Source organism: Micromonospora sp. NPDC093243 (assembly GCF_044753725.1).
Lineage (GTDB): Bacteria > Actinomycetota > Actinomycetes > Mycobacteriales > Micromonosporaceae > Micromonospora.
This window is the reverse complement of record NZ_JBIVNT010000011.1, coordinates 41370-66579: the sequence shown is the minus strand read 5'-3', so window position 1 is coordinate 66579 and position 25210 is coordinate 41370. Positions and strand designations below refer to the sequence as shown.

Genomic DNA, 25210 nt, shown 5'->3' with positions numbered 1-25210 from the left:
GCGCGCGGTCGGACACTTTCCGGCCGCGCCTTGCCGGTCGCTGACGAGCCTGGTCACCGCAGCGGGCCGCGGGCGACCGCGGCCCGCATCGCCGCCGCGTCGCCGGCCGGGACGTACTCCAACCACCAGGTCGCCCCCGCGGCGGCCAGCTCGGCGAGGTACGCGCGCTCCGCGCGTTCGTCGGGCCGGCGCCGCCGACCACCGACCGCCACGTCGAAGGGTTCCCCGTCGGCGCGGGTCGCCGGCAGCGCCCGGGCAAGCTCGTGCACCTCGTCCGGGGTGAAGTCGGCCCAGTCGTCGGTGTCGGTCAGTTTGTAGGGCACGATCCCGTCGGCGCGTGACGCGCGGCGCCGCACCGCCCCGGCCTGGACGCTCCCGCCGACCCAGACCGGCACCCGGGGCCGCTGCACCGGCAACGGCCGCAGCGCCAGCCCGTCGGCGTGGTAGTGCTCCCCGTGGTGACGCACCGGCTCGCCGCCGAGCAGGCCGGTGAGCAGGTCGAGGCCCTCGTCGAGCCGGGCGGCCCGGGTGGCCAGATCGGTCGGTTCGCCGAACGCCGCCAGCCCGCGGTCGCCCGGGTCGCCGACGCCGACCGCCACCGCGGCCCGCCCGGCGGAGAGGTGGTCGAGGGTGAGCACCTCCCGGGCCAGCTTCACCGGGCGGCGCCGCGGCAGCGGCGTGACGGTGGTGCCGAGTCGGATCCGGTTGGTGCGCCCGGCGATCGCCGCGAGCACCAGCCACGGGTCGTAGGTGGGTGGATCGTCGCCGGCGTGATGGACGAGGTAGTCCTCCAGGAACACCCCGTCCCACCCGGCGCGCTCGGCCAGTTCGCCCAGCCCGACCAGGGTGGACACGGCGACCGACGCGCCACCGCAGCAGATCTCCAGTCCGTGCCGCATGAGCGGACCGTACGGCCGCGGTGTGACGATGCTCAGCCGCGCCGGCGGGAGCGGGCCGCCCAGATGACGTACGCCGGGTCCCGGTCGAGGTTGTGCCGGTCCCGGTCGTAGCGGCGGGTGGTGCGCGGATCGGCGTGCCCCATGGCGTCCTGCACGTCCTCCAGCGGCACTCCTTCGGCGCGGGCCGTGGTGGCGAAGGCGTGCCGCAGCGAGTGTGGGGAGAGTTTCTCCCAGGCCGGGATGCCGGCCGTCCGGGCCAGTCGGCGCACCAGGCGGAACACCGAGTGCCGGTCCAGCCGGGCGCCGGTCGTGGTGACCAGCAGCGCGCCGGTCAGATCGGGCACCGCCACGTCCTGGGCGGCGGCGCGCTGTGCCAGGTAGGCGTCCACCGCGTAGGCGGTGCCGGGGGTGAGCGCGCGGCGGCGCGGCTTGCCGCCCTTGCCGACGAAGCGCACACTGCGGTGCCCCCGCTCGGCGCCGAGGTCGCTCACGTCGAGGGAGACCAGCTCCCCGACCCGGAGGCCGAGGTCGGCCAGGAGCGCGATGGCGGCCCGGTTGCGGGCCGCGGTCGGCCCGTTCTCCGCCTCCGCGGCGGCCAGCAGCGCGTCGACCTCGTCGGGGGTGAGCCCGACGGTGGCCGAGTGGTCCCGGTCGACGCGGGGGCGGTCCGCGCCGGCGACCGGGTTGGCGTCGACCGCCCGCAGCTTGACCAGGAAGTCGTACCAGCTGGACAGCGCGGAGAGCTTGCGGGCCACGGTGGCCGGGGTGAGTGGCCGTCCGGTGCGCGCGCCGACGGTGGACTCCAGGGCGCGGGCGTACTCGTTGACGTGCAGGAAGCTGACCCGCAGCGGGTCCAGCTCCTGGCCGGCGCACCAGGCGAGCCAGCCGGCGATGTCCCGCCGGTACGCGTCCCGGGTGTGCGCCGACAGCCGCCGGTTGCGCAGCCACGCCTCGGTGAAGTCCACCGGGGCGTCGGGCAGCGCGGGGCCGGTCGACGGGCGGGCCAGCACCGGGGCGTCGGGGAAAACCATGTGAAAAAGGTTCTCAGCTCCGGGTGCGGAACGGGGTGCGGCGCGCCCGACGACGATCAGGTCGGACCGCCCGGTTACCGTCGGGCGGTGCGCGCCAGTCGGCTGGTTTCCCTACTGCTGCTCCTGCAGAACCGCGGCCGGATGACCGCCCAGGAGCTGGCGGCGCAGCTGGAGGTGTCGGTCCGGACGGTCTACCGCGACGTCGAGGCGCTCGGCGCGGCCGGCGTGCCGGTCTACGCCGAGCGCGGCCCGGCCGGCGGCTACCGGCTCGTCGACGGCTACCGCACCCGGCTGACCGGGTTGACCGCCGGGGAGGCTGAGGCGATCTTCCTGGCCGGCGTCCCGGGCCCCGCCGGTGAGCTGGGGCTCGGGTCGATGCTGAGCACCGCCGAGCTGAAGCTGCGGGCCGCGCTGCCGGCCGAGCTGGCCGACCGGGGCGGGCGGATCCGGCAGCGCTTCCACCTGGACGCGCCGACCTGGTTCCGCGAGCCGGAGCCCACCCCGCACCTGGCCGCGCTCGCCGAAGCGGTCTGGGCGGACCGGCAGGTGCGGGTGCGTTACCGCCGGTCGCGGGGACCCCGCGAGGTGACCCGCACCCTCGCGCCGCTGGGTCTGGTGCTCAAGGCCGGGCGCTGGTACCTGGTGGCCGCGGTCGACGACCAGGTGCGCACCTACCGGGTCGCAGCGATTCTGGAGCTGACCGTGCTGGACGAGCCGGTCGACCGGCCGGACGGGTTCGACCTGGTCAGCTGCTGGCAGGAGCACGCCGACGGCTACGAGCGCAGCGTCTACCGAGCCGAGGCCCGGGTGCGGATGAGCGTGGCGGCGCTGGAGCTGATGGCGTACGTCTTCCCGCCGGCGATGAGCCGGGCGGCCCGGGCGGCGGCCGGTGAACCGGACGCCGACGGCTGGCTGCTCACCACGGTGCCGATCGAGTCGGTCAAGCACGGTCACATCGAGCTGCTCAAGCTCGGCGCCGAGGTGCAGGTGCTCGCCCCCGCCGAGCTGTGCGAGCGGTTCACCGCCACCGCGCACCGGCTCGCCGCGCTCTACCCGGCCCCCGTCGCGGTCGACCCGGTGGCGGACGAGGGGTCTGGCTGACGCCGGTCAGGTCCGCGCGCCGACCGGGGCGTTGAGGCCGGCGAGGCGGGCCAGCGCCGTCGCGACCGTCGCGTCGTCGGGCGGCAGCAGCGGCAGCCGTACCGTGGCGGTGGGGATCCGGCCCTCGGCGTGCAGGACGGCCTTGACCACGGTCGGGTTGGGCGCGGCGAAGAGCGCGGCCGACAGCGTGCAGAGTCGGTGGCCGAGCGCCCGGGCCCGCCCCGCGTCGCCGGCCTGCCAGGCGTCGACCAGCTCTACGAAACCGGCGGTGGCGAGGTGCGCGGAGGCGAGGATGCCGCCGTGCGCGCCGAGCGCCAGCAGCGGCGAGATGACCACGTCGTCGCCGCCGAGCACCGCGAAGCCGCACGGCGGGTCGGCCAGCAGGTCGACGGCATCGGTGTCGAGCGCCCCGACGGCGAGCTTGACGCCGATCACGCCGGGCAGTTCGCCGAGGCGTCGCAGGGTGTCGGGGCGGAGTTGCTGGCCGGTGCGGTACGGCACGTGGTAGACGACCAGCGGGAGCGGGCTGGCCGCGGCGAGCGCCGCGAAGTGCGCCACCACCCCGGCTTCGCCGGGGCGGACGAAGGGCGGCACCAGGCTGAGCGCGGCGGTCACCTCGGGGCGCCCGCCCAGGGCCGTCACCGCCGCCGGGGTGTCCGCGCCGACCAGCAGGGGTGCCTGGCGCTCCCGGCAGACCCGGGTGAGCGTGTCGAGCACGTCCCGCCGTTCCGCCGGGTCCAGCGAGGCCGGCTCGGCGGTGGTGCCGAGCGCGACCAGGCCCGCCACGCCGGCGTCCAGCACCTGGTGTGCGAGAGCTTCCAGCGCGGTGTGGGCGACCGCGCCGGCGTCGTCGAACGGGGTGATCAGCGGTACGTACACACCGGAGAGCGTCATGACCTCAGCGTCCGACACCAGGACCGGTAAGGTCCAGTTCACATTTCTGGGCAGATGCGTAAGCTGAGCTGATGCTCGACGTGCGCCGGCTGCGCCTGCTCTGCGACCTGTCCCGCCTCGGCACCATCGCCGCCGTCGCGCAGGCGCACACCTACACCCCGTCGGCGGTCTCCCAGCAGCTCGCGGCGCTGGAGCGGGAGGCCGGGGTGCCGCTGCTGGAACGCACCGGCCGCCGGGTCACCTTCACCGCGGCGGGGCGGGTGCTCGTCACGCACGCCGAGGCGGTCCTCGCCGCGCTGGAGCAGACCACCGCCGCGCTCGCCGCCGTCGCCACCGGGCTGACCGGTCCGCTGCGCATCGGCGCCTTCCCGACCGCGGTCCGTACGCTGCTGCCGGCGACCCTGGTCGCGCTGGGTCACCAGCACCCGGGCCTGGAGCTGACCGTCACCGAACTGGACCCGGTCGCCGTCCCGGCGGCGCTGCGCGAGCGGCGGCTCGACGTCGGGCTGCTGCAGGACTACGACGTGGCGCCGGCCGAGGCGGACCCGACGCTTGACGCGGTGCCGCTGCTCGACGAGACGGTCTTCCTCGCCATGCCCGCTGCCACACCGGCCGGCGACGACGCCGACCCGCTACCGGCGACGCGAAACGCCGGCTGGGTCATGGCCAGCCCGGGCACTCTCTGCCACGCCGTCACGCTGCACGTCTGCCGCAGCGCGGGCTTCGCGCCCCGGGTGCGCCACCAGGCCGACGACTTCGCCACCGTGCTCGCGCTGGTCGCCGCCGGGCAGGGCGTCTCGCTGGTGCCGCAGCTCGCCGCCGCGGACCCACCCGGCGGAGTCCGGCTGCTGCCGTTGCCGACCCGGCGGCGCACCCGGGTCGCCTACCGCAGGGGCGCCGCCGCCCATCCGGCCGTGGCCGCCTTCGTCACCGCGATCCGAACGGCGACCGACGAGTTCCTGGCCCGCTGACCGGCAGAGTCTCTGGCGCGCTGACCGGGAAGCGCGGTCGGGACGACCCGGTCCGGCCGCCCCGACCGCGCTCGCCGGTCAGGCGTTGATCTGCTTGCGGCCGTTGCCGTTGCGGGTGATCGGCACCCGCCTCGGCTTCGCCCGCTCCGCCACCGGAATCCGCAGCGTCAGCACACCGTTCTCGTAGCCGGCCTCGAGGTTGTCGGCGTCCAGCGTGTCACCCAGGAAGACCTGTCGGGTGAAGGTCCCCATCGGACGCTCGGCGGCGACGAGCTCGACATCGTCGCCGGTGGGCCGGCGCCGCTCCGCCCGGACGGTGAGCACGTTGCGCTCTACCGTGCAGTCGATGCTCTCCGGGTCGACGCCCGGCAGGTCGAACGCCGCGTAGAAGTAGTCGCCGTCGCGGTAGGCGTCCAGGTGCATGACCGCCGGACGGGTGGTGGTGCCGAAGAACTGCTCGGCGAGGCGGTCGATCTCACGGAACGGGTCGGTACGCATCAGCATTGTTCTGCCTCCTCGGTTCTCCTGGCCGAAGGTTTCGGGTTGAGTCTGGGAGACTCAAGTTCTATCTCTGTATTTAGCGCGTCCGGCCGCAGTCGTCAACCGCTCAGAGCAACTTCTCGAACCAGTGCTCGGCGTACTCGTCCCGGGAGTACGCCGGGATCTCCACATAGCCGTGCCGGGCGTAGAGCGCCCGGGCCTCGACCAGGTCGCTGCGGGTGTCCAGCCGGATCCGGTCGGCGCCGGCGGCCCGGGCGTGCGCCTCGGCCGCGGCGAGCAGGGCCGCGCCACCGCCGCGTCCGCGTTGCTGCGGGCGGACGTAGACCCGGGTCAGCTCGGCCCAGCCGGGCCGGAACCGCAGCCCGGCGCAGCCGGCCAGGCCGCCCTCGTGCCGGGCCACCAGGAAGATCCCGGTCGGGGCGACCAGATCGTCGCTGGGAAACTCGGCCATCGCGGCCTCGACCTCGCCCGCTCGCAGCGGGCGGCGGTAGTAGCGCGCCACGATCTCCTCGTAGTACTCCCACAGCATGCTCGCGGCGTCGGGTTGGTCGGGCCGGGCCGGGTCCACCACCCAGGCCGCCTGGAAACCTGTCGTCGTCACCCGCCGATCGTCACCCACCGGTCAACGGAGTTTCGGCACCGACCGGTGCGGGCGGTCGGCCCCGGCTCGGCCATTGTCGGTGGGATGCCGGTGGCGGGGTCGAGCCAGCGCCGCCGGCCCGCCCACCGTGGGCCGGAGGTCGCGTAGCAGCTGGTCGAATGCCCACCAGGGGTCGGCGAGGTCAGCGGCGGCGGGTTGGCAGAAGGAGGATCAGCGCGGCGGCCACCGCGAGGTGCATCGCACCGAGCGTGAGCTTCGCGCCGCCGGTGGCCTCGGTGCCGAAGACCGGCGCCAGCGAGATCAGCGCCACCACGACAGCCAGCACGGTCCAAACGACGGCTGCCCGCCGGGTGAGGCGTTCCAGGACGGCGAGCGCCGCCCAGCCGAGCAGGGCCGCGCCCAGGGAGGCGGTGACGACCGCGCCGGGCCCGATCACCTGGGCGGGCTGCTCCGGGTACTCGACGGTGAAGTCGACCCCGGCCAGCTCTCCGACGGCCCAGATCAGGACGCAGGCCAGCACGGCGGCGGCCACGCCTGCGGCGCGCCGCCGCAGCGACGAGGTGGTGGTGGGGGTGGACGTGCTCGCGGGCGGTGCGGTCGCGCTCATGGCGCCTCCTCGGTCGGCAGCAACGAACAACTGCGACCGTAGCAGATAGTCTTATGCGGGACTATCTTTCCCGGAACTATTGGACGGGGTTCGCCGGCCCGCACCCCGGGGCGCCGGCGAAGCGGCCCGTCACCAGGGTGCCGAGGGCGCGCAGCAGGGCTTCCCGGTCGCCGTCGGGCAGGGCGGCGAGCACGTCGTCCTGGATGCGTCGGGCGATCTCCCTGGCCCGCTCCAGGACCCGCTCCCCCTCCGGGGTGACGGCGATCAGTCGGGCCCGCCGGTCGGTCGGCGAAAGTCGACGCTGCGCGAGGCCCGCGGCCTCCAACTGGTCCAGGGTCACCACCATGGTGGTCTTGTCCACTCCGCACAGATCGCCGATCTGGCGCTGGGTGAGCTCGCCGCCCTGCGCCTGCCGGAGCACGCAGTGCGCCCGCGGGGAGATGTTCAGCTCGGCCAGGGCCGCGGCCTGCTCGGCCATCAGCGCGTGGCTCGCCCAGGAGAGCAGGAGCAGCAGGTCTGGCGTCTTGTCGCCGGCCGAACGGGAGGTCATGCCAGGGAGGCTAACAAGATGGTCCTGGCCGGGATCGTCTCCTCCCGGACCGGCGGCTCACGGCCGCCGGTAGACACCCCGCTCCCGGGTCAGCAGCTGTTCGTCCACCAGGTACCGGCGCAGCGTGACGTGGTCGGACCCGCCGGCCACGCACCAGGGGCGCAACGCCTCGTCCACGGCCCGTTCGGGATACGACGTGTCCGGCTCGAACGACCGGACCGCGATGTGCTCCAGCAGGATCCGCCGCCGCCCCCGTTGCGCCGGCAGGCCGACCAGCACCCCGTCGCGCAGGAACGTCCGCAGCACCGCGTCCCCCGGCTGCTGCTGCGTCGGCCGCTCCGGCCGCGGGGTGCGGGCCAGCTCGCGCAGTCGCCCGGCGTCCACCGCCAGCGTGCCGTCGGCGCCGGTGACCAGGCCGACGTCGGTGAGTCTGCGGACGGCGGTCACCACCTCGCGGGCCGGCAACTCGGCTCGGAGCGCGACCTGTGCCACGTCCGTCGCGCCGAGCACGATCGCGGCGAAGACCCGCCGCCGTCCGTCCTCGGCGAGCGACCCGGCCAGCGCTTGTGTGCTCATGGCGTCACCCTGCCAGCGTCGTCGCGCGCGGCGCCAGGCGATTTCACCGTCGCCCGCCGTCGCAACGCGGGGCGCGTCCCGTCGGCCCGGAGCGCTCGCCGGTCAGTCGTGCGGCTGCTCGGCGACGAGCAGGACGCGGCGCAGCAGGTCGGACAGGAGTCGTCGCTCGTCCGGGTCGAGCGCGCCGAGCAGCCGGTGCTCCTCGGTGCCCCGCGCCTCCATCGCTGCGTGCCAGGCCGCGCGGCCGGCCTCGGTGAGCGCCACGTCGACCCGCCGCCGGTCCGTCGTGGACGGGATCCGCTCGACGAAGCGCCGCCGCACCAACGCGTCGACCCGGGCGGTGACCGAGGCCGGCGCCATGCCGAGGTCGGCGGCGATGTCGCTGGGGGCGGCGCGGCCTCCTCGGCCGGCCAGTGCGTGCAGGGTGTCGTACTCGTGCGCCGGCAGGTCCACGTCGGCCAGCGCCCGTTCCTTGACGGTGCGCAGGTGGCGGGTCAGGCGGCCCATCCGGGTCACCGCGCCCTCGACATCCGGGTCGAGGTCGGGCAGCACCGGCAGCCAACGCTGCACGTGCCGATCGGTGTAGTCCTCGCTGCTCACCGGCCCATGGTACTACGATACCGAATTATTCGTTGCCGAAACATTCGATGTCGAAGTACCTTCTGTCCATGAGCCATCCTCTGCGCCTGCGCACCTTCCGGCTGCTCTTCCTCGGCCGTGCCGTCTCCGCCGTGGGCGACGCCGTGGTCCCCGCCGCCCTGGTCCTTGCCGTGCTGCGCGCCACCGGCTCGACCGCCGCCATCGCCCTCGTCCTCGGGGCGGCGATGGTCCCCCGGTTGCTGCTGCTCCCGCTCGGCGGCGTGCTCGCCGACCGGTTCGACGCCCGCCGGGTTGCGATCCTGGCCGACCTGACCCGCTGTGCCACCCAACTCGTGGTCGGCATCGAACTGCTCGGCGGTGACCCGTCGCTGACGTCGATCACCGTGGCCGCCGCGGTCGGCGGCGCGGCTGCCGCGTTCGCCCTGCCCACCGCGTCCCCGCTGGTCGCCGGAACCGTCGACCCAGCCCAGCGGCAGCAGGCCAACGCGCTGCTCGGGACCACCGCCAACGCCAGCCGCCTCGCCGGCCCGGCCCTGGCCGGCGCGCTCATCTGGACCGCCGGTCCCGGCTGGGCCTTCGTCCTCGACGCCGGCTCCTTCGCGCTCAGCGCCGCCCTGCTCGCGGTCATCAGGGTGCGGCACGTGCCGCAGTCGGCGCGCCGGTCGCTCACCGCCGACCTCGTGCACGGCTGGCACGAGGTACGCGCCCGGAGCTGGTTCTGGAGCAGCCTGCTGGCGCACGGCGTGTGGAACGGCGCCGCGGCGGTGCTGATCACCCTCGGCCCGGCCGTCGCCGTGGACCGGCTCGGCGGCGAAGGCGTCTGGCTGCTGATGCTGCAGGCCGGGGCGGTCGGCATGCTCGCCGGGTCGATGCTCGCCGGTCGGCTCCGGCCCCGCCGGCCGGTGCTGCTGGCCAACCTCGGGCTGGCCGGATACGCCGCACCGCTGGTCCTGCTCGCCGTCGCCGCTCCCGCCCCGGCCGTCGTCGTCGCGTACGGGATCGCGCTGGCCGCCCTGGGCTACCTCAACCCGGTCTGGGAGACCGTGGTGCAGAGCCAGTTCCCGCCCCGTGTGCTGGCGCGGGTCACCTCGTACGACTGGCTGGTGTCCCTGGGGGCGACGCCGGTCGGTTACGCCCTCGCACCGCTCGCCGCGCGGGCCTGGGGCGAGCCGGCGCCCCTGGCCGCCGCAGGCGTGCTGGTCCTGATGGCCTGCGCCGGCACCGCCCTGGTGCCCGGCGTACGCCGGCTGGCCTGGCCCGCGCCGGCGACGCCGGAACCGACCGGCGCGACCGTCGCCGCGCGGTGACGCCCGCAGCCCGTGGCCGATCCGTGACCCTCCACGGCGGAGGTACGGGCACCACGGACCGACCGGCGCGGGCCATGATATGGACGTGGCCGAATCCGTAGCCGACCTGGACCACCCGCGTCAGCCGGAGCCCGCACCCGGCGGCGCACCGCCCGACCCGGGCCCACGCGCCCGCGGTCCCTGGCTCGTCGCCGGCGCGGTGAGCGCCGTGCTGTTGCTGCTCGCCAACCGCTACGGCTACCACCGCGACGAGCTTTACTTCCTGCTCGCCGGCCGGCACCTCGACTGGGGCTACGTCGACCAGGGCCCGCTGGTCCCCGCGTTGGCCCGGCTCGCCGACGCCGTCGCGCCGGGCAGTCTGCTGGCGCTGCGCACCCCGTCGGCGCTGATCGCCGGTGGGTGCGTCCTGCTCGTCGCGGCGATCGCCCGGGAGTTCGGCGCCGGCCGGGGCGCGCAGAGCTTTGCGGCGTTCCTCGCCGGCTCCTCCGGCCTGGTGCTGGCCAGCGGCCACCTGCTCAGCACCACCACCGTCGACATGCTCGTCTGGCTGGGCGCGGCGCTGTGCGCGGTGCGGCTGCTGCGCACCGGCGACACCCGGTGGGCAGTCGGCATCGGGCTGGTGCTCGGCCTCGGCATGCTCAACAAACTGCTGCCCGCGCTGCTCGCCGTCGGCCTGCTCGCCGGGGTGGCGATCGCCGGGCCGCGCCCGCTGCTGCGCGACCGACGGGTGCTCGCGGCCGCCGGCCTGTTCCTGCTGCTCGCCGCCCCGAACCTGATCTGGCAGGCCGCGCACGGGTTCCCGCAGCTATCCGTGGCCGCCTCGATCGCCGAGGGCGACAGCTCCTACAGCGGCCGGCTCGACGCGCTCACCCTGCAGTTCGTCATCATCAGCCCGTACGCCGTGCCGATCTGGGTCGCCGGGCTGGTGGCGCTGCTACGCCGGCCGGCCTGGCGGGCGTACCGGGCGATGGCCTGGGCCTGTCTGGTGGTGATCGGCGTCGTGCTCGTCGCGGGTGGCAAGGGCTACTACGACGCGCCGTTGCTGCTGGTGCTCACCGCCGCCGGCGCGGTGGTCACCGCCGCCTGGGCCGCCCGTGGCGCGAGCAGCCTGCGCCGAGGGCTGCTGGTCCTCGGCGTGCTGCCGCTGGTCGCCCCGAACGCGGTGCTGCTGCTGCCCACCCTGCCCGCCGACCGGCTGCCGGCCTTCGTCGTCGAGGTCAACTACGACGCCGGCGAGACGATCGGCTGGCCGGCGTTCGCCGACTCCGTCGCCGCCGTGCACCGGGCGCTCCCCGCCGAGCAACGGTCACGGGCGGTCATCCTCACCGGCAACTACGGCGAGGCCGGCGCCCTCGCCCGCTACGGCCCGGCCCGCGGCCTGCCATCCGCCTACTCCGGGCACAACAGCATGGCCGACTTCGGCCGTCCACCCGCCGACGCCGACGTGGTGATCGCCGTCGGCTGGGAGCGCCCCGAGCGGCTGCGCGACTGGTTCACCGAGGTCGACCTCGCCGGCCGGGTCGACCAGCGGGTCGACGTGGAAAACGAGGAGAACGGTGGCCCGATCTGGGTCTGCACCGGGCTGCGCCGACCGTGGGCGCAGATCTGGGAGTCCGAGGTACGCCACGCCGGCTAGTCACCGATTCCCGCGCGGCGTCGGCACGATCGCGCCGCCGGGCGGGAATCGCCGATCCCGGGACGGGTAACGCGCCCCCCGCCGATAATCCTCGGGGACGCGGCGCCGCGGCCGAGCGGGTGACCGGGCGCGCCACGGCCGCGCCGGCGCCGTCGCGGTACGCGGTGCCGGCGTCGCCCCGCGAGGAGGAAGCGACGGGGCGATGCCGGATGCGGCGGGAGGCCGGGCATGACGACCGGAGGCAGCACCGAGCTGGTGCGCCGACCGGACGGGTCGGCCCGCGCGACGTTGCTGGAGCTGCTCTTCGACGTCGTTTTCGTGGCCGCCCTGGCGCTGGTCTCGATGCTGGTCGCCGAGCGGGAGTCGTGGATCGGCGGCGGGCAGATCCTGCTGACCCTGATGGCGATCTGGTGGACCTGGTCGATCACCGCGACCACCACCGACTTCTACGACCCCGACCAGCGCCCGCTTCAGGCCATCCTGATGGTGACCATGCTGGGTTCCGTGGCGACGGCCGCGGCGCTGCCGCTGGCGTCCGACGGACACGCGCTGATCTTCGCCGTCGCGTACGTGATCCCGCACCTGGTGCGGGGGGTGATCCTGGTCAGCGTCCTGCGCCGGCACCGGCACCGGCTGGCCGAGCAGCGCGCGGCGCGGTTCCTCTTCTGGTTCCTGGTTTCCGGGGGCTTCTGGATCGCCGGGGCGCTGCTGCCCGACCGGCTGCAGTGGCCGCTCTGGATCACCGCGGTGGTCATCGACTACCTCTCGGCCGCGGCGCGCTATCCGACCCCCGGGCTCGGTCGGGTACCTGCCGGGCAGTACTCGCAGACGAGCGAGCACCTGGGCGAGCGGTACCAGCAGTTCATGATCCTGGCGCTCGGCGACATCATCCTGGTGCCCACCCTGGAGATCAGCTCGGCGGGCTTCGCCGCCGCCCGGCTGGCGGCCTTCCTGGTCGCCTTCATCACCATGCTGCTGCTCTGGCAGATCTACGTCTTCGGGGCCAACGCCTTCCTGCACACGTCGTCCGCCCAGCTTCTCGGCCGGGCGACCCGGCTCGGGCCGTACACCCACCTGGTGATGGTGGTCGGCATCGTGTGCACCGCCGCCGGGTTCGACCTGGTCATCATCCGGCCGACCGGGGACACTCCGGTGCGCTGGCTCGTCCTGCTCTTCGGGGGACCTGCCGTGTTCCTGATCGGACGCACCCTGTTCACGTACTTCATCACCGGCGTGCTGGCCTGGCACCGGACCGCCTGGCTGCTGCTCGCGGCGCTGATGCCCTGGGCAGGCGGCTGGCCGCCGGTGCTGGTCGCCGTCGCGGCCGTGCTGGTGCTGGCCGGGATCGCGGTCGGTGACGTGATCATGAGCCGCTCGATGCCGCCCGTCCTGCGTGGCCGACCGGGCTGACCGGGTCGCCGGCCCGCCGGATCACTCTCCGGTCGCGCCGCCGGCCAGCTCCGTCACGATGTCGAGGTGACCGAGGTGGCGCGCGTACTCCTGGAGCAGGTGGAACAGCACCCGCTCCAGCGTCGCGGGCTCCGCGCCGTCCCACCGCGGGCCCGGCGCGCCGACCTCCGCCAGATCGTGCGCCGCCACCACCGCGCTGGTGTGCGCGCCCTGCGCGCGCAGCGCCGCCACCAGCTCCGCCGTGGTCTCCTCGGGCGCGACGTGCCAGCGGTCCCCGCGGCGGTCGCCCCACGGCTCGGCGACCGCCGCGCCCTGGAACCCCCACTCGATCCAGCGCAGCTCGACGTAGCGCAGGTGCTTCACCAGCTCCAACGGGGTCCACCCCGACGGCAGGCTGCTGCGACGCAGCTCCGGCTCGGGCAGCGTCGACACCTTGGCCAGCACCGATTCCCGGAAGAAGTCCAGGTAGCGCAGGAAGACCTCGGTGCAGGTGTCGGCCGGAACGGTGGGCGAGGGGAAGGGCGTCGTCATCGCGTCTCCAGGGTGGTTCAGCCAGCCGGCAGGTCGCGGGCCCGCTGCTGCACGCCCGCCCGGCCGTACGGGTAGTCGCCCACCGCGGGGGTGCTCGCCTCGTCGAGCAGCCGGGTCTGCTCCGCGTCGAGCAGCAGGTCGGCGGCGGTCAGGTTGTCGTCGAGCTGCGTGGTGGTCCGCGCCCCGAGGATCACCGAGGTGACCGCCGGTCGGGCCGCCAGCCAGGCCAGCGCCACCGCCGACATGGACGCGCCGCGCTCGTCGGCGACCTGGCGTACCGCGTCGATGATCCGCCAGGTGCGCTCCTGCGCGTTGCGCGGCGCGTACGCCTCGACACCGCGCTTCGGGTTCTCGCCGAGCCGGGTCGCCCCGACGGGTGCGGTGTCGCGCCGGTACTTGCCGGTCAGCCAGCCGCCACCCAGCGGTGACCAGGGCAGGATGCCGATGCCCTCGTTCTCGCAGACCGGCACCAGCTCGAACTCGACCTCCCGGGCCAGCAGGTTGTACTGCGGCTGCAGGGTGACGATCGGGGTGAGGTTGAGGTGCTGGGTGAGCAGGGCGGCCTTCTGCAACTGCCAGCCGGTGAAGTTGCTGACCCCCGCGTAGCGGATCTTGCCCGCGCTCACCGCGTCGTCGAAGAACCGCAGCGTCTCGGGCAGCGGGGTCAGCGGATCCCAGGCGTGCGCCTGGTAGAGGTCGACGGCCTCGACCCCGAGCCGCCGGAGGCTGGCGTCCAGGGCGCGGGTCAGGTGCACCCGGGACAGACCGGCGTCGTTCGCGCCCTGGCCCATCGGGAACCGCCCCTTGGTGGCGATCACCACCCGGTCCCGCACGCCGGGTCGGGCGCGCAACCACTTCCCCACGATCTCCTCGGAGACACCGGCGGAGTAGACGTCGGCGGTGTCGACGAAGGTGCCGCCGGCCTCGACGAACCGGTCCAACTGGGCGAAGCTGCCCGCCTCGTCGGTCTCCGCGCCGAAGGTCATCGTGCCCAGACAGAGGGTCGACACCACCGTGCCGGTGGCGCCCAGGGTGCGGTAGCGCATGTCTTCCTTCCGGTCGAGGGACGCGCCGATCCTCGCACCCGGCTCGGACGCCCGCCGGACCGCCCCGCCGAGCACTAACCTGATGACGTGGCGCAACGACGTCGTGGCCTGCCGGAGCGGTACACCGTCGACCGGTCGCCCGGGGACGGCGGGCCAGCCCGCCCCGGCGTGGCGCCCGGTGCCCGCAGGTCGGCCGGCGTCGGGTTCGCGGCGCTCTACGGCGAGTTGGCGCGACACCCGTGGCGACAGCCGGACGCCGACCAGGACCCGTACTTCCTCTTCTACACCTCATCGCTGGCGATGGGATGGCTCGACGACATCGGCGCCACTGTCCGGCAGACCGCCGGGGGTTTCCAGGAGAACGAGCTCGGGGCGGCCGGTCTGTGGGGCATGAACGACGCCGGGGAAGCTCACCCGCTCGCCGCTCCCGGGTCGTCACTGGTCGCCTGGTTCCAGGTGGGGTTCGAGCTGGTGCCCGGCGACCGGCCGCTGCCCGTGCAGCCGTTCCTGCGCTGCGCGGGCGACGCGGTGGCCCGGATGGGCACCCTGCGGCTGCGGGCCGTGCAGATGTTGCTGCCCGTGCAGGGTCTCGATCCCTCGTCGCGCCCGCCGTACGCCCCGATACCGTCGCTGCGTACCGCCGGCTGGTTCACCGGCGGCGACCCGGGGTCGAGGACGCCGGTGCGGGTCACGTTGGACAGCGGCCAGGCCGCGTCCATCCCGTCGGCGGCGCCGCAGATGCGGGAGCAGATGAGCCGGCTGGACCAGGACGTGTTCGGGTGCGAGTCGCTCTCCCTCATCGATCACGACCCGCTGACCGTGCGGCCGCCGTTCGACGACGCCCTCTGGAACGGTCCGTCCCGGCACCGGGCGACCTTCCACGGGACGCTCGCCGAGTGGTCGCTGGACGCGCTCGGCTGGCTGGGCGGCTTCCTCGCCGACCTGAGCGCCCGGCACGGGGTCAGCACGCCGCTGCTGGTCACCGCCAGCCGGTCGTAGCCGGCGGAGTTCCCTTCCGGGGCGACGCTCAGCGCTCGCCGAGGTCGGTGCAGTGGGCGATCGTCGCGTCGTCCGGCGCTACCGCGTGGCGCGCCTCGGCCTGCCGGACCCGACGGATGATCTCGGCAGGTCCGCTCGACGCCAGGACGGTCATGACTTCCGGCCAGTCGGCGAGCCCGAACCGGTCCACGATGCGGGTGGCGCCATTGCTGAGCAGGACGGCGCCGGCCAGCTCGGCGACCGGGCAGCTTCCGGTGAGCGCCTCGTCCGCCGCCCGCGGGTCGTCCTTGGCCAGCCAGAAGCCGCCCGGCCGGTTCCGGTTGGCGCGCAGGTCGCGCAGGAGCCGGTGGTACGCGGCGCTGCCCTCGGCGACGGCCGCGAGCGCGGCCTCGTACGACCGGCTGATGATCACTTCGCGGGGGTCGGTGACGACGAGCGGGTCAGCGGCTGCCCGGTCGAGCACGACGGTCGAGTCGCCGAGCACCAGGTGCTCGGCGAGGCCGTCCGACACGCGCAGAATGGCCACGGTCGCCGACGGGCTGATCGGGTCGGCGACGTCGCAGGTGTCGCGGTGATCGTCCGTCACCTGCTCGATGGCCTCGGCGAGCAGCGCCGACAGGCTACGGCCCCGCACGAGCGACAGGAGGCCGAGGAGGCTGCCGCCCAGACGGCCGGCGTACCAGGCCACGCCGTGCCGGCAGATCGACTCGGTGCCGGGAATGCCGGCGCCATCGATCAGCACCGCCGCCGTCGGTACCGCGCCGGTGAAGTCCTCGTTCGTGCGGCCGGTCCGTGCCGCGACGCTCGTCATCGTCACCCGCATGTCGCCAACGCTCTCCCCTGGACCGGACGCCGACCTCGACAACGCCGATGCACCTGGGCCCTGCCCTTCAGAGCCGCCGGACGCGCAGCACGCAGGTCAGCATCGGGAGGGTGAATTCGCCGTCCGCCGTCTCCGGTCTGCTCGCGAGGAAGGCGCGGATCCGGCCGAGCGTGGCCGCGTGTTCCTGTTCCGGCATGACCAGCATCCCCGCCCTGGTGGCGAGTGTCGCCACCAGTGAGTCGGCGGTGCGCCGCTGCCCGTGCGGGAACTCGGCCTGCTCGGGCGAGCCGAACCGGGCGGGCGCGCCGGTCTTCGGAAGGTGCGCGTCGGCCGTCTCGACGCGCCAGCTGGTGGGCGTGTCACGCGGGCCGATGGCCGCGCTCGGGCTGACCCTCGTCAGCCCGGCCACCCAGTCGACCCGGTCGTCCATGACGTTCCACAGGCCGGCGAGGATGCCGCCGGGCGCCAGGACCCTGGCGATCTCCGGTCCCGCGACGGCCATGTCGAACCAGTGCATGGCGTTACCGGCCAGCACGGCGTCGACGGACGCGTCCGGCAGCGGTATCGCCTCGGCGCTACCCGGCAGCGCCCGGACATCCGGCAGGGCGCGACGTAGCTCGGTGAGCATCGCCGGGTCAGGCTCGACCGCGGTGACGTCGGCGCCCACCGCAACGAGCGTGGCGGTGAGCTTGCCGGTGCCGGCGCCGAGGTCGAGCACCCGCAAGCCGGGCGCGGGCTCGAGCGCCCAGCGCACCGCGGCCTGCGCGTAGTCCGGCCGGTGCTCGGCGTACGCGGTGGCCGCCGAGCCGAACGACGAGGCGTGCAGGAGCCATTCGTCCTGTTCCATGCGATTACCCTATCGGCGCCACGCGTCCGGTCTCCTACCGTCGTGCGGGGTCAGGACCCGCCTCCCACATCGCCCGGGTCATCTCATACTCCACCTCACCCAGATCCGCTCCCGGCGGCGGATCATCCCAGAGCGGAAAGTACGTGCGCACGTAGCGCATGCCGACGGCCTGCATCACGCCCCGAGACCCGGCGTTCACGGTCATGGTCTGGGCGATCACCCGGCTCTGCCCGACGGTGTCGAAGGCATGCCGCAGCAAGGCGCGGGACGCCTCGCTGGCTAAGCCTTTCCGCCAGTACCGACGGGCGAGGCGGTAACCCAGTTCCGCGACGGTGGGATCGTCAGGTTGGTCGGGGCCGTGCGCCGGAGGGAGCATCATGAGCCCGACGAACTCGCCCTCGTCCGCACGGGCCGGCGGTGCCGAGCCATGCGCGCCGTCGTCGGAGGCGAACGCCATCCAATAACCCAGGCCGTCCACCTTGTGCGCGAGGGCCATCCTCTGCGCATGGGAGGCGACCACCTGGTCCCTGGATCGCGCCCGGCCGCTGAGGTAGCGAAGCACCTCCGGATCGGAGTCGAGCTGGATCTCCAACTCCAGGTGCCGGTCGGCAAGCGGGACCAGCAGCAGACGGTCAGTGCGCAAGATCAGTTGGGGCATGCGGCAACGATCGCATGATGGCGTCCGCGAGCTGGACACGACCATCGCCGCCGATCGCGTTGATGGACCGCATCGCCGACCTCCAGGCGGAGCACCCCCATCAGCGCGCCGCGCTCCCGACGGCCGCCGGCCCGGCCAGCACCTGGGTCAGGCCCGCCGGATGCTCGAGAAGTACCGCGTCCAGCTCTGGGCCCAGCAGCTCGGCACCGCGCAGACGGTCAGCGATGCCCGCATCCGCAGGATGCTGAGGCCGTAGCCGGCCCTACTCAGCGTCCTGTGCCTCGATCAGGTCGAGGTCGCGGACACAGAAGCCGTGGTGCTCGAAGGTCTCGTTGAGCACCGTGCCGAGGCACTGCCGCACCGAGCGGCCCCGGGCGTACGGCGGCCAGACATCGTCGTCGGGCACCGGCGCTCGCCCTGCGAGCTGCACAGAGGTGACCTCGTCGAGCCAGGCCTCGAGCTCGGCGGCCTGTCCGTCACGCACGCTCACGATCTCGTCGAGGGTCGGATCCAGCGAGAGGTCAAGCCCGTGCGCTGCACGGTAGGGCTCGACGGTCGTCCCGATGCCCATCGGCGTGAACAGCTCCGTCGAGCCCAGGCAGCAGCGGCGGAACCACGAGTCGTGGACGAAGACCAGGTGGCGCATCGTCTGCACAGCCGACCACTCGTCGTTCACGCTGCGGCGCTCGATGCCGGGCGTACGGCGGATTCGCTCGATCGTGGCGGCCCAGCCGGCATGGAGCTGACGCGATGCCTCACGCAGATCGGCAGGGTCCTCGGAGCGAATCAGCACCCGCACCGGATGACGCCGGTCGAGCTCTGCCTCGACGTACTCGGTGACCTCGACACCGTTCACCACGAGGTTGGTGATGAGCCCGTCGATCACGGCATCCTGCATGACGACGCCGATCAGGCGTGCCCCGGTCAGATCGCACTCGCGGAACTCCGCACCCTGCAGATCTTCGTCGACGTACCGCGTCATGCTCCGCATACTAGGTCCGAGCACCGACAAGCCAGCCTCCCCGGCTTGGTCGGGCACGGTGCCATCAGACACCAGTGCGATCGGTGCTGCGGGGATCGATGACCCGGCCGGCGGCGTAGATGTCACCGGCACGTGCGGTGTCTCGCCACGGCCGGGCCTTGTTCAGTGCGATCTCAAGCGCGGGGTCGCCGCGGTCAAGGTCAACGCAGATCACATCAGGTCCATTCGGACGGGCGTGCCGCAGCAAATAGCCGTGCGGGCCGACCACCGCCGACGGCCCGGCCGGCGCGCACCCGGCGGGCAGAGCGATGCTGACCCAGAACCCGTTCACGGCAGCGTGCCCGCGGGCGATGACCTCGAAGATCGGGTCCTCGGAGAACGTGGAGAAGAGCACGCAGTCCACGCCGAGAGACCGCTGCTCCATCCACAGCTCGGGGAAATTGACCTCGATGCAGACCAGGCACCCGAACCGGAACCCGTCCACCTCAAAGGTGCAGGCGTGGTCGCCGGGCGTGTAGAAGCCGGTGATCTCAGCGTGGGACAGCAACCGCTTGTCATATCGGTCGGCCAGTTCGCCACGATCGTTGATCACCCACAGCGAGTTGTGCGGTCGATGATCGCCGGACAACCGGTGGTTGCCTCCCACCACGACCCAGACACCGAGCTCCGCTGCCAGGGCCATCGTGCGGTGCAGCTCCTCGGTAACCGGCGCCCAATCGATACGCCATCCGGCGTAATACGGTTTCGCAACGCCGGCATAGCCGGACAGCGCGCCCTCGCCGAGGTGAACCAGGCGTGCCCCCAGGTCAGCGGCCTCGCGCATCGCGGCTCGGATCGCAGCACCGTTTGCAGCCGGATCCGTGGTGACCTCCGTTTGCGCGACGGCAATCCGAATCTTTCCAGTTCTGCTCACCGCGGCACCGTAACGGCTGGACGGTTGGCGCCGAGGCACACCGCACATAACTGTCATTATGATGTAGTGGCGTTATGTCCGGACTGTCCGTCCACATTATCGAATTACGATTACCGGTAATCCGATAATGTGGACGCAGAGCGCGCCGCTTGGTGTCCGAGGACACCAAGCGACGCGCTCTGTGGTCAGCCGAGCCCGTCGAGGACCGGGACCAGCTGCTCCTCCTCGTACGCCAGGTGGCGTTCGAGTTCGTCGGTGAGCCGCTCGACCTCCCGGCGCACCTCGGCCGGGTCGGCGGTGACGTCACCGACCACCGTCTGGAGCCGTTCGATCAGGACGGCGACCTGGCCGTGCTCGGCGCGTAGCCGCTCCAGGGTCGGGCCGAGGTCGGGACGCTGCGCGGCCAGCCCGACGAACATCCCGTCGTCCTCGTGGGTGTGGTGCTGGTGCAGCCCCTGACAGACGGCCAGGCAGTTCACCCGCAGCTGCACGCCCAGCCGCGGCCCCGACTCCCCGGCCTCGCGGCGGATGATAGCCAGCTCACGGCGGAACGCGTCGTGGATCCTGATCAGGGCCGCGCCCCAGGACGCCGCCTCCGGTGGCCCGCCCGCGACCTGCTCGAGCGCGACCACCGGGATCACCCGGCTCGTCTTCTCCTGGTACGCGGCCCAGCCCGGGTCGGCCTCGACCGCTCGGGCGAAGACCTCGTCGCGCTCCGACCCACCGAGGACCACGGCGCGGGCCTGGTAGGTGAAGATGCCGTCCTCGACCGTGACCTGCGGATCGGCCTGGATGTTGCGGAACCAGTCCGGATGCTGTGGCGCACCGCCCGCCGAGGCGATGACCAGAATCCGGCCGCCGGTGTCGGGCAGGTATCCGACCGGGGTGGTGTGCGGCGCGCCGGTACGCGCTCCGGTGGTGGTGAGCAGGACCAGTCGGGCGCCCACGAAGGGGCCGCCGACGCGGCCCCCGTTGGCGCGGAATTCGTCGATGATCTGTTGGTTGAACTCGTTCGGCATGCTCCGCTTTCAAATGTTCGGCGGTAGACAGGAAGCGCCGACGCCTCGCGCTGCGAGCGCGTGGGCGGCACGGCGTGGAGATGGAGGCGCGGCCGTTGCGGCCGCAAGCCGTTGCGCGACAGGGGCCCGGTCGGACACCGGGCGGCAGGCGACGGCGGGGATGGCGGGCCACGGGCCCGCCGCACGGTCACCCGGCGGCCGGGTGCCTCACTCGGTCGTGGCCAATGGCCGACCCGGCAGTCACGTCGACGACCCTAGTTCGCGTACCGCCACGGGGCAACGGCAATAGCGCGACCGCCCGCGCGACGTGCTCGAGGCGATCACCGCCCCTCGGCCCGTCCGTAGTTCCAGACCAAGGACAACGCCAAGAAGTGAGGGCTGATCAAGCTCTGCCGCGAGCCACAGCGTGCCGTCCGTTTGGTGACGGTCGATGCTCAGGCGGTGGATTCGTGGCGACTCAGGACGTGTTCTCGGCGGAGGTGAGTCTCTTGGCCATGATGTGCTCCCGACGCAGGCCGTCCGGCATGAGGTCGCCGGTTTCACCCGTGTCACGGAAGCCGTTCCGCTGGTAGAGCGCCCAGGCGTTCCTGTTGCCCTCCACCACGGCCAAGCGCAGCGTCCCCGCGCCCACCAGCCGAGCCCACTGCTCGACCGCCCGCACGAGGTGGTCGCCCACGCTCCGGCCACGTCCCACCGGCGCCACGTACATCGAGATCAGCTCGACAACGCCGTCCTGATCGGTCGGCACCCCGCTGGCCATGCCGACGGGCTGCCCGTCGAGCGTCGCGACAACGTTGTACGAGCCGGGGATGGCCAGCCGACTGCGCCAGCGTTCCTCCCGGTCGCCGTCGCCCTGCCAGTCGGCGAGTTGGGAACCGAAGGCGTACGCCGCCTCCGCCAGCGCGGCGAGCCGCAGTTCCCGCCAGACCTTCCAATCGCCCTCGGTCAGCACACGCGTCTCGATCATGCCGCGAAGGCTGCCTCAGGTGTGGGGACCAGGCAACCTGGTTCCCGTCGTAGGGGCAGTGCGTCGGTTCACTTATCTACCGCTGACTGGACCGGCCATCAACGGAATACAAGACCAGGCGGACGGGCCCTTTCGGCAGGTGAAGCCGGGCGGGCCGGGTGGCCCGCCGCGGCTTCACCCCCGTTAGTCCCCGGCCATCACGGTGAAGGTGAAGCCGGCGCTCGTCGTACGGCGCAGCGGAATGTCGCACTTGATCCGGCGCAGTACCTCGGGCCGGCTCAGGCCGAGCCCGTGCGCGATGAGCCGTTCCGGGCGCACCGGTACCGGATCCTCGAAGACGACCTGCACCTGGACCGGCCACGCCTCGTCGAGCCATGCCGGCGGGATGTCCAGCCGCCAGGCCCCCGTCCAGTCCAGCGCGAAGCGGTTGCGCCGGGCGAGCAGCGGATCCAACAACCTGGCAGCCACCAGTTCCGGATCGTTGACGCCGTAGCCGTGGAGCTCGGCCGGATCGAAGGATCTGACCGGCGTTCGCTCGTGCACGGTGAGCTTGCTCGTCCGATCGCAGGATACGCAGCGGACCAGTAACCACACGTCCAGCAGCTTGCCGTTGGCGTTGACGCGGAACCTGCCCTCGCCGGTGGTGGCCGACTCCGAACGGCAGTCCACGCACCGCATCGACAGGAGGGGCAGCCTGGTCCGACGAACGATCCAGGGCAGCACGATATGAGGTTGTGAAGACATGATCTCTGATCTCTCTAGACCTGACACGAGACCGATCAGGCGCGGCCTCGAACGCTGTTTGACCGGGCGCACAAGGGCAGCCCGGCGTAGCCGACGAGAGCGTCGGCTACAGGTGAGCGGAAAAAGGTGTCAGGTCTAAAGAGCAGGCGGGGTCACGCGGTTGTGTCCTCTGTCCTCACTGGGATGGGGTTGGAGGGCAACCTACGGGAACGCGGAAAGAAGGCTCAAACGGTTTTCGCCGGGAGGGTCCGACCGTCTCGGTCTGATCAGTCAGGGCAGAATCTCGACGTACCCGTCGGTTCCGTGCACGCGGATCCGCTGCCCATCGGCGATCAGCCGGGTGGCATCCGCCACACCGACGACGGCCGGCAGTCCGTACTCCCGTGCGATCACCGCGCCGTGAGTCATCAATCCCCCGACCTCCGTCACCAAGCCTGCGATGGCGACGAAGAGGGGCGTCCAGCTGGGGTCCGTGTGGGCCGTGACGAGGATGTCGCCCGGCTCGAGATCGGCCCGTGCCAGGTCCAGGATGACGCGGGCCCGCCCTTCGACGGTCCCAGCGGAGACCGGTAGGCCGATCAGCGCGCCGGCCGGCACGTCGTCGCGTCGGTACGCCCCGGCGATGCCCTCGCCATCCGACGTGAGCACCCGGGGCGGTGTGAGCGCCTGATACGACCTGAACGCCTCCTTGCGCCGGCCGATGAGTTGGTCGTCAACCCGGTTCGTACGCACGACGTCGTGGAGCTCCTGGAACGTGAGGTAGAAGATGTCTTCCCGCTCACGAAGCACGTGGGCCCGCACGAGGCGTTCGGCTTCTTCCCACAAGGCCTGCTTGTACACGAAGTAGCGGCTGACCATGCCGTACTTCGGATACTCCCGGTACCCGATGAAGGTCCGGACTCGGTCGATCATCCGCTTCGTCTCGTCGGCCTTGCCCTCCCCGTCCGGCAGGGCCCGCAAGCGTTCCAGCAGCTCCTGCTCCTTCTCCCAGGCCTCCTGCCGGCCCTGTTCGAAGCGCCGCTCGCCGGCTCCCGGCTCGAAGTTCCTGATGTTGCCGAGGATCATGGGCACGAGCGTGGAGGGGCGTTCACGCCAACGCGGCCGCGTGATGTCGATCTCGCCGGCGCAGCGCATGCCGTACCTGTCGAGCCAGGCCTCGATGGCGTCGCGCGCTTCCCGCCCGCCCGCGAGCTTGGGCAGCTCGTCCAGGAAACCCTCGTCCTCGACGTGCTGCAGAAAGGCCACCACCTCCGGATGTGGGCGGATCACGTCAGCGACGCCCAGCAGCGCCAGCCCCATCTCCGACGTGACGTTGTGGGGCACGGACTGCGTGAGCGTGTCCGCCACGTTCTTCTCGCCCAGCCACGCCTCCAGCTGCTCGTTGAGCCACCAGGTGGCCTCCATCGCCGACATGAACACCTGATGGCTCCGCGGATCGAACAGGATCCGCCTCAGCTCCTGCATGTCCGCCTGGATGAAGTCGAGCAGCGCCTGTCCGGACTTCGTCCGGATCTCGCTTGCCGAGGCGGCGACGGAGGCCTCGCTGCGCGCGATCAGCTCGGTGACGATGGCCGGATCGGTCTCGATCGGGGCTGGCGCGCCGCCAGCCAGTGGCCCGGGGGGACCCTCGTCAGGCAGCGGCCGGATGAAGCCGTCGCGCTCGAGGATGGTCTGCAGCGCGTCCCCGGTCAGTGGATCGCCTTTTCCCACGAGCTCCAGGAAGCCGGCGCGGCTCGTCGGCGAGGCCAGCCGCTGGGTGACGTCGACGAACAGGCGGCCGCCGGCCTCGGCCATGGGCGCCGGGGTCGTCATCTGCCAGAAGGAGAGCCCGAGGGGCTTCATCGGGTCGGTCATCATCTGCTGATGGCCGACGGAGAGGTAGACGCGGTTCTCCCGGTCGCCGGACTCGGGGATGGGGAACAGGGTGGTGATCGGCCGGCTCTGGACGATCCAAAAACCGTCGTCGACCAGGCACCATTCGATGTCCTGGGGCCGGCCGAAGTGCGCTTCGATCCTCCGGCCGAGCCGCGCGAGCCGCACGACCTGCGCATCCGTCAGCGCCGGCTGGTCCTGCCGCTGCGGTTCGATCGCCTGTTCCTGCGTCCCGCCCGCCGGCGCGGCGTGGATGGCGAGCTGCTTGGCGCCGACCGTCCTGGCGACGACCTCGCCGTCGCGGACCTGGTAGACGTCCGGGTTCACCAGGCCGGAGACCAGGGCCTCGCCGAGGCCGAAGCTGGCCTCCACGGAGGCGACCTTCCGGTTGCCCGTGACGGGGTCAGCGGTGAACAGGATGCCGGCCGCCTGCGGGAAGACCATCTGCTGCACGACAACGGCCATGTGGACCATGCGGTGGTCGATGCCGTTGCGCTGGCGGTAGGTCACGGCCCGCTCGGTGAACAGCGAGGCCCAGCACCGGCTGACGTGCTGGAGGATCGCCGCCGGCCCCACGACGTTCAGGTAGGTGTCCTGCTGGCCGGCGAAGGAGGCCGTCGGCAGGTCCTCTGCCGTCGCGCTGGATCGGACGGCGTAGGCGGCCTGCTCGCCGAGCTGGGCGAGAGCGCTGGTGATCGTCGTCGCGAGATCGCCCGGGATGGCGATCCCTTCGATGGTCCGGCGGATCTCCGCGCTGAGCGTGCGGATCGCCTCCCGGTCGTCCGGGCTCAGGCGCGACAGCTGATCGAGCCGATCGTCGATCGAGGGCGCTTGCGCCATGATCCGCCGGAAGGCGTCGGTCGTCACGCAGAAGCCAGCCGGCACGCGGACGCCGTCAATCCGCGACAGCGCCCCCAGGTGAGCGCCCTTGCCGCCAACGACGGCGACCTGCGTCCGGTCAACCTCGTGAAGACCCACCACGTACTGCTCGCTCATCGCGACACCTCCGTGGCAGCCGTGCTCCGTCGACCTGCGCTGGCCGATCAGATCCCCCGCGCCTTCAGCTCCAACGCGCACGTCGTGCCCCCGTGTCTTCGTCCGCTCCTGGTCCAGCCGACGATTCTG

Annotated in this window: 27 protein-coding genes; 7 read left to right on the top strand and 20 right to left on the bottom strand. The window is 72.7% G+C overall.

The window, feature by feature from the left end; translation table 11 throughout:
- Positions 1–53: 53 nt before the first annotated feature.
- Positions 54–899 (bottom strand): LLM class flavin-dependent oxidoreductase, encoded by an 846-nt coding sequence (locus ACIP9D_RS29920; protein ID WP_350874409.1) that lies wholly within the window; start codon positions 897–899, stop codon positions 54–56.
- Between the two features lie 32 nt (positions 900–931).
- On the bottom strand, positions 932–1930 hold the full coding sequence (locus tag ACIP9D_RS29915) for a tyrosine-type recombinase/integrase (protein WP_350874408.1): 999 nt from the start codon (positions 1928–1930) through the stop codon (positions 932–934).
- 87 nt (positions 1931–2017) lie between these two features.
- On the opposite strand from ACIP9D_RS29915, the gene ACIP9D_RS29910 reads away from it, so the two are divergent.
- Positions 2018–3031 carry a YafY family protein gene (locus ACIP9D_RS29910; RefSeq protein ID WP_350874406.1) on the top strand — a complete coding sequence of 338 codons (1014 nt, stop codon included), beginning with the start codon at positions 2018–2020 and terminating at the stop codon, positions 3029–3031.
- A gap of 6 nt (positions 3032–3037) precedes the next feature.
- On the opposite strand, the gene ACIP9D_RS29905 is transcribed toward ACIP9D_RS29910, so the two are convergent.
- A complete protein-coding gene (locus ACIP9D_RS29905; RefSeq protein ID WP_350874404.1) occupies positions 3038–3925 on the bottom strand; it encodes a dihydrodipicolinate synthase family protein in 888 nt (295 codons plus the stop codon).
- A gap of 71 nt (positions 3926–3996) precedes the next feature.
- Here ACIP9D_RS29905 and ACIP9D_RS29900 point away from each other — a divergent pair, with 71 nt between their 5' ends.
- Positions 3997–4896 carry a LysR family transcriptional regulator gene (locus ACIP9D_RS29900; protein WP_350874403.1) on the top strand — a complete coding sequence of 300 codons (900 nt, stop codon included), beginning with the start codon at positions 3997–3999 and terminating at the stop codon, positions 4894–4896.
- A gap of 78 nt (positions 4897–4974) precedes the next feature.
- Here ACIP9D_RS29900 and ACIP9D_RS29895 read toward each other — a convergent pair whose 3' ends face one another.
- The 6 genes from ACIP9D_RS29895 to ACIP9D_RS29870 all read right to left on the bottom strand — a co-directional run bounded on the left by ACIP9D_RS29895 (position 4975) and on the right by ACIP9D_RS29870 (position 8331).
- Positions 4975–5400: an Hsp20/alpha crystallin family protein gene (locus ACIP9D_RS29895; protein WP_350874401.1), complete on the bottom strand. Its 426-nt coding sequence runs from the start codon at positions 5398–5400 to the stop codon at positions 4975–4977.
- Between the two features lie 103 nt (positions 5401–5503).
- Positions 5504–5998, bottom strand: a complete 495-nt coding sequence (locus ACIP9D_RS29890) for a GNAT family N-acetyltransferase (protein ID WP_350874400.1) — start codon at positions 5996–5998, stop codon at positions 5504–5506.
- A gap of 181 nt (positions 5999–6179) precedes the next feature.
- Positions 6180–6605: a DUF6069 family protein gene (locus tag ACIP9D_RS29885; protein ID WP_350874398.1), complete on the bottom strand. Its 426-nt coding sequence runs from the start codon at positions 6603–6605 to the stop codon at positions 6180–6182.
- A gap of 76 nt (positions 6606–6681) precedes the next feature.
- Positions 6682–7155, bottom strand: a complete 474-nt coding sequence (locus ACIP9D_RS29880; protein ID WP_350874397.1) for a MarR family transcriptional regulator — start codon at positions 7153–7155, stop codon at positions 6682–6684.
- A gap of 57 nt (positions 7156–7212) precedes the next feature.
- Complete coding sequence (locus tag ACIP9D_RS29875) at positions 7213–7731, bottom strand: DUF2087 domain-containing protein (protein ID WP_350874396.1); 519 nt, start codon at positions 7729–7731, stop codon at positions 7213–7215.
- A gap of 102 nt (positions 7732–7833) precedes the next feature.
- Complete coding sequence (locus ACIP9D_RS29870) at positions 7834–8331, bottom strand: MarR family transcriptional regulator (RefSeq protein ID WP_350874395.1); 498 nt, start codon at positions 8329–8331, stop codon at positions 7834–7836.
- A 68-nt stretch (positions 8332–8399) separates the two neighbouring features.
- Here ACIP9D_RS29870 and ACIP9D_RS29865 point away from each other — a divergent pair, with 68 nt between their 5' ends.
- The 3 genes from ACIP9D_RS29865 to ACIP9D_RS29855 all read left to right on the top strand — a co-directional run bounded on the left by ACIP9D_RS29865 (position 8400) and on the right by ACIP9D_RS29855 (position 12684).
- Positions 8400–9638 carry an MFS transporter gene (locus ACIP9D_RS29865; RefSeq protein WP_350874394.1) on the top strand — a complete coding sequence of 413 codons (1239 nt, stop codon included), beginning with the start codon at positions 8400–8402 and terminating at the stop codon, positions 9636–9638.
- 85 nt (positions 9639–9723) lie between these two features.
- Positions 9724–11274, top strand: coding sequence for a glycosyltransferase family 39 protein (locus tag ACIP9D_RS29860; protein ID WP_350874393.1), 1551 nt, complete (start codon positions 9724–9726; stop codon positions 11272–11274).
- A 228-nt stretch (positions 11275–11502) separates the two neighbouring features.
- Positions 11503–12684: a low temperature requirement protein A gene (locus tag ACIP9D_RS29855; protein ID WP_350874392.1), complete on the top strand. Its 1182-nt coding sequence runs from the start codon at positions 11503–11505 to the stop codon at positions 12682–12684.
- A gap of 21 nt (positions 12685–12705) precedes the next feature.
- Here ACIP9D_RS29855 and ACIP9D_RS29850 read toward each other — a convergent pair whose 3' ends face one another.
- Entirely contained in the window at positions 12706–13215 is a 510-nt protein-coding gene (locus ACIP9D_RS29850) for a DinB family protein (protein ID WP_350874391.1), read from the bottom strand.
- Between the two features lie 17 nt (positions 13216–13232).
- Positions 13233–14261, bottom strand: coding sequence for an aldo/keto reductase (locus tag ACIP9D_RS29845; protein WP_350874390.1), 1029 nt, complete (start codon positions 14259–14261; stop codon positions 13233–13235).
- A gap of 87 nt (positions 14262–14348) precedes the next feature.
- Between ACIP9D_RS29845 and ACIP9D_RS29840 the strand changes: the two genes are divergently transcribed.
- Positions 14349–15260 carry a hypothetical protein gene (locus tag ACIP9D_RS29840; protein WP_350874389.1) on the top strand — a complete coding sequence of 304 codons (912 nt, stop codon included), beginning with the start codon at positions 14349–14351 and terminating at the stop codon, positions 15258–15260.
- Positions 15261–15288: 28 nt separating this feature from the next.
- Here the strand turns inward: ACIP9D_RS29840 and ACIP9D_RS29835 are convergent, their stop codons facing one another.
- The 3 genes from ACIP9D_RS29835 to ACIP9D_RS29825 form a co-directional block, all read right to left on the bottom strand.
- Positions 15289–16083 (bottom strand): hypothetical protein, encoded by a 795-nt coding sequence (locus ACIP9D_RS29835; protein WP_350874388.1) that lies wholly within the window; start codon positions 16081–16083, stop codon positions 15289–15291.
- Between the two features lie 67 nt (positions 16084–16150).
- Positions 16151–16930 (bottom strand): class I SAM-dependent methyltransferase, encoded by a 780-nt coding sequence (locus ACIP9D_RS29830; protein ID WP_350874387.1) that lies wholly within the window; start codon positions 16928–16930, stop codon positions 16151–16153.
- A 34-nt stretch (positions 16931–16964) separates the two neighbouring features.
- Positions 16965–17588 carry a GNAT family N-acetyltransferase gene (locus tag ACIP9D_RS29825; protein WP_350874385.1) on the bottom strand — a complete coding sequence of 208 codons (624 nt, stop codon included), beginning with the start codon at positions 17586–17588 and terminating at the stop codon, positions 16965–16967.
- Between ACIP9D_RS29825 and ACIP9D_RS29820 the strand changes: the two genes are divergently transcribed.
- The gene (locus ACIP9D_RS29820) at positions 17587–17844 is read left to right on the top strand and encodes a DUF3418 domain-containing protein (protein ID WP_350874515.1); all 258 of its coding nucleotides are present in this window, start codon (positions 17587–17589) and stop codon (positions 17842–17844) included. The two genes, ACIP9D_RS29825 and ACIP9D_RS29820, sit on opposite strands and share 2 nt — an antisense overlap.
- A gap of 6 nt (positions 17845–17850) precedes the next feature.
- Here ACIP9D_RS29820 and ACIP9D_RS29815 read toward each other — a convergent pair whose 3' ends face one another.
- The 6 genes from ACIP9D_RS29815 to rph form a co-directional block, all read right to left on the bottom strand.
- Positions 17851–18570 (bottom strand): DinB family protein, encoded by a 720-nt coding sequence (locus tag ACIP9D_RS29815; RefSeq protein WP_350874383.1) that lies wholly within the window; start codon positions 18568–18570, stop codon positions 17851–17853.
- Positions 18571–18634: 64 nt separating this feature from the next.
- Complete coding sequence (locus ACIP9D_RS29810; protein WP_350874382.1) at positions 18635–19483, bottom strand: carbon-nitrogen hydrolase family protein; 849 nt, start codon at positions 19481–19483, stop codon at positions 18635–18637.
- 185 nt (positions 19484–19668) lie between these two features.
- Positions 19669–20502: a nitroreductase/quinone reductase family protein gene (locus ACIP9D_RS29805; protein ID WP_350874381.1), complete on the bottom strand. Its 834-nt coding sequence runs from the start codon at positions 20500–20502 to the stop codon at positions 19669–19671.
- Between the two features lie 457 nt (positions 20503–20959).
- Complete coding sequence (locus tag ACIP9D_RS29800; RefSeq protein WP_350874380.1) at positions 20960–21469, bottom strand: GNAT family N-acetyltransferase; 510 nt, start codon at positions 21467–21469, stop codon at positions 20960–20962.
- A 183-nt stretch (positions 21470–21652) separates the two neighbouring features.
- Positions 21653–22147, bottom strand: coding sequence for a DUF1062 domain-containing protein (locus ACIP9D_RS29795; RefSeq protein WP_350874514.1), 495 nt, complete (start codon positions 22145–22147; stop codon positions 21653–21655).
- Between the two features lie 336 nt (positions 22148–22483).
- Positions 22484–25081, bottom strand: coding sequence for a rifamycin-inactivating phosphotransferase (rph, locus tag ACIP9D_RS29790; protein WP_350874379.1), 2598 nt, complete (start codon positions 25079–25081; stop codon positions 22484–22486).
- Positions 25082–25210 lie beyond the last annotated feature (129 nt).

What these genes read in the sequence shown, in the direction of transcription:
- ACIP9D_RS29800 (WP_350874380.1), bottom strand. Translation starts at nt 21,469, where the DNA reads ATGATCGAGACGCGTGTGCTGACCGAGGGCGATTGGAAGGTCTGGCGG.
- ACIP9D_RS29795 (WP_350874514.1), bottom strand. Translation starts at nt 22,147, where the DNA reads ATGCGGTGCGTGGACTGCCGTTCGGAGTCGGCCACCACCGGCGAGGGC.
- ACIP9D_RS29835 (WP_350874388.1), bottom strand. Translation starts at nt 16,083, where the DNA reads ATGCGGGTGACGATGACGAGCGTCGCGGCACGGACCGGCCGCACGAAC.
- ACIP9D_RS29820 (WP_350874515.1), top strand. Translation starts at nt 17,587, where the DNA reads ATGCGGCAACGATCGCATGATGGCGTCCGCGAGCTGGACACGACCATC.
- ACIP9D_RS29880 (WP_350874397.1), bottom strand. Translation starts at nt 7,155, where the DNA reads ATGACCTCCCGTTCGGCCGGCGACAAGACGCCAGACCTGCTGCTCCTG.
- ACIP9D_RS29865 (WP_350874394.1), top strand. Translation starts at nt 8,400, where the DNA reads ATGAGCCATCCTCTGCGCCTGCGCACCTTCCGGCTGCTCTTCCTCGGC.
- ACIP9D_RS29830 (WP_350874387.1), bottom strand. Translation starts at nt 16,930, where the DNA reads ATGGAACAGGACGAATGGCTCCTGCACGCCTCGTCGTTCGGCTCGGCG.
- ACIP9D_RS29815 (WP_350874383.1), bottom strand. Translation starts at nt 18,570, where the DNA reads ATGACGCGGTACGTCGACGAAGATCTGCAGGGTGCGGAGTTCCGCGAG.
- ACIP9D_RS29895 (WP_350874401.1), bottom strand. Translation starts at nt 5,400, where the DNA reads ATGCTGATGCGTACCGACCCGTTCCGTGAGATCGACCGCCTCGCCGAG.
- ACIP9D_RS29920 (WP_350874409.1), bottom strand. Translation starts at nt 899, where the DNA reads ATGCGGCACGGACTGGAGATCTGCTGCGGTGGCGCGTCGGTCGCCGTG.
- ACIP9D_RS29900 (WP_350874403.1), top strand. Translation starts at nt 3,997, where the DNA reads ATGCTCGACGTGCGCCGGCTGCGCCTGCTCTGCGACCTGTCCCGCCTC.
- ACIP9D_RS29845 (WP_350874390.1), bottom strand. Translation starts at nt 14,261, where the DNA reads ATGCGCTACCGCACCCTGGGCGCCACCGGCACGGTGGTGTCGACCCTC.
- ACIP9D_RS29825 (WP_350874385.1), bottom strand. Translation starts at nt 17,588, where the DNA reads ATGCCCCAACTGATCTTGCGCACTGACCGTCTGCTGCTGGTCCCGCTT.
- ACIP9D_RS29905 (WP_350874404.1), bottom strand. Translation starts at nt 3,925, where the DNA reads ATGACGCTCTCCGGTGTGTACGTACCGCTGATCACCCCGTTCGACGAC.
- ACIP9D_RS29855 (WP_350874392.1), top strand. Translation starts at nt 11,503, where the DNA reads ATGACGACCGGAGGCAGCACCGAGCTGGTGCGCCGACCGGACGGGTCG.
- ACIP9D_RS29885 (WP_350874398.1), bottom strand. Translation starts at nt 6,605, where the DNA reads ATGAGCGCGACCGCACCGCCCGCGAGCACGTCCACCCCCACCACCACC.
- ACIP9D_RS29850 (WP_350874391.1), bottom strand. Translation starts at nt 13,215, where the DNA reads ATGACGACGCCCTTCCCCTCGCCCACCGTTCCGGCCGACACCTGCACC.
- ACIP9D_RS29805 (WP_350874381.1), bottom strand. Translation starts at nt 20,502, where the DNA reads ATGCCGAACGAGTTCAACCAACAGATCATCGACGAATTCCGCGCCAAC.
- rph (WP_350874379.1), bottom strand. Translation starts at nt 25,081, where the DNA reads ATGAGCGAGCAGTACGTGGTGGGTCTTCACGAGGTTGACCGGACGCAG.
- ACIP9D_RS29915 (WP_350874408.1), bottom strand. Translation starts at nt 1,930, where the DNA reads ATGGTTTTCCCCGACGCCCCGGTGCTGGCCCGCCCGTCGACCGGCCCC.
- ACIP9D_RS29875 (WP_350874396.1), bottom strand. Translation starts at nt 7,731, where the DNA reads ATGAGCACACAAGCGCTGGCCGGGTCGCTCGCCGAGGACGGACGGCGG.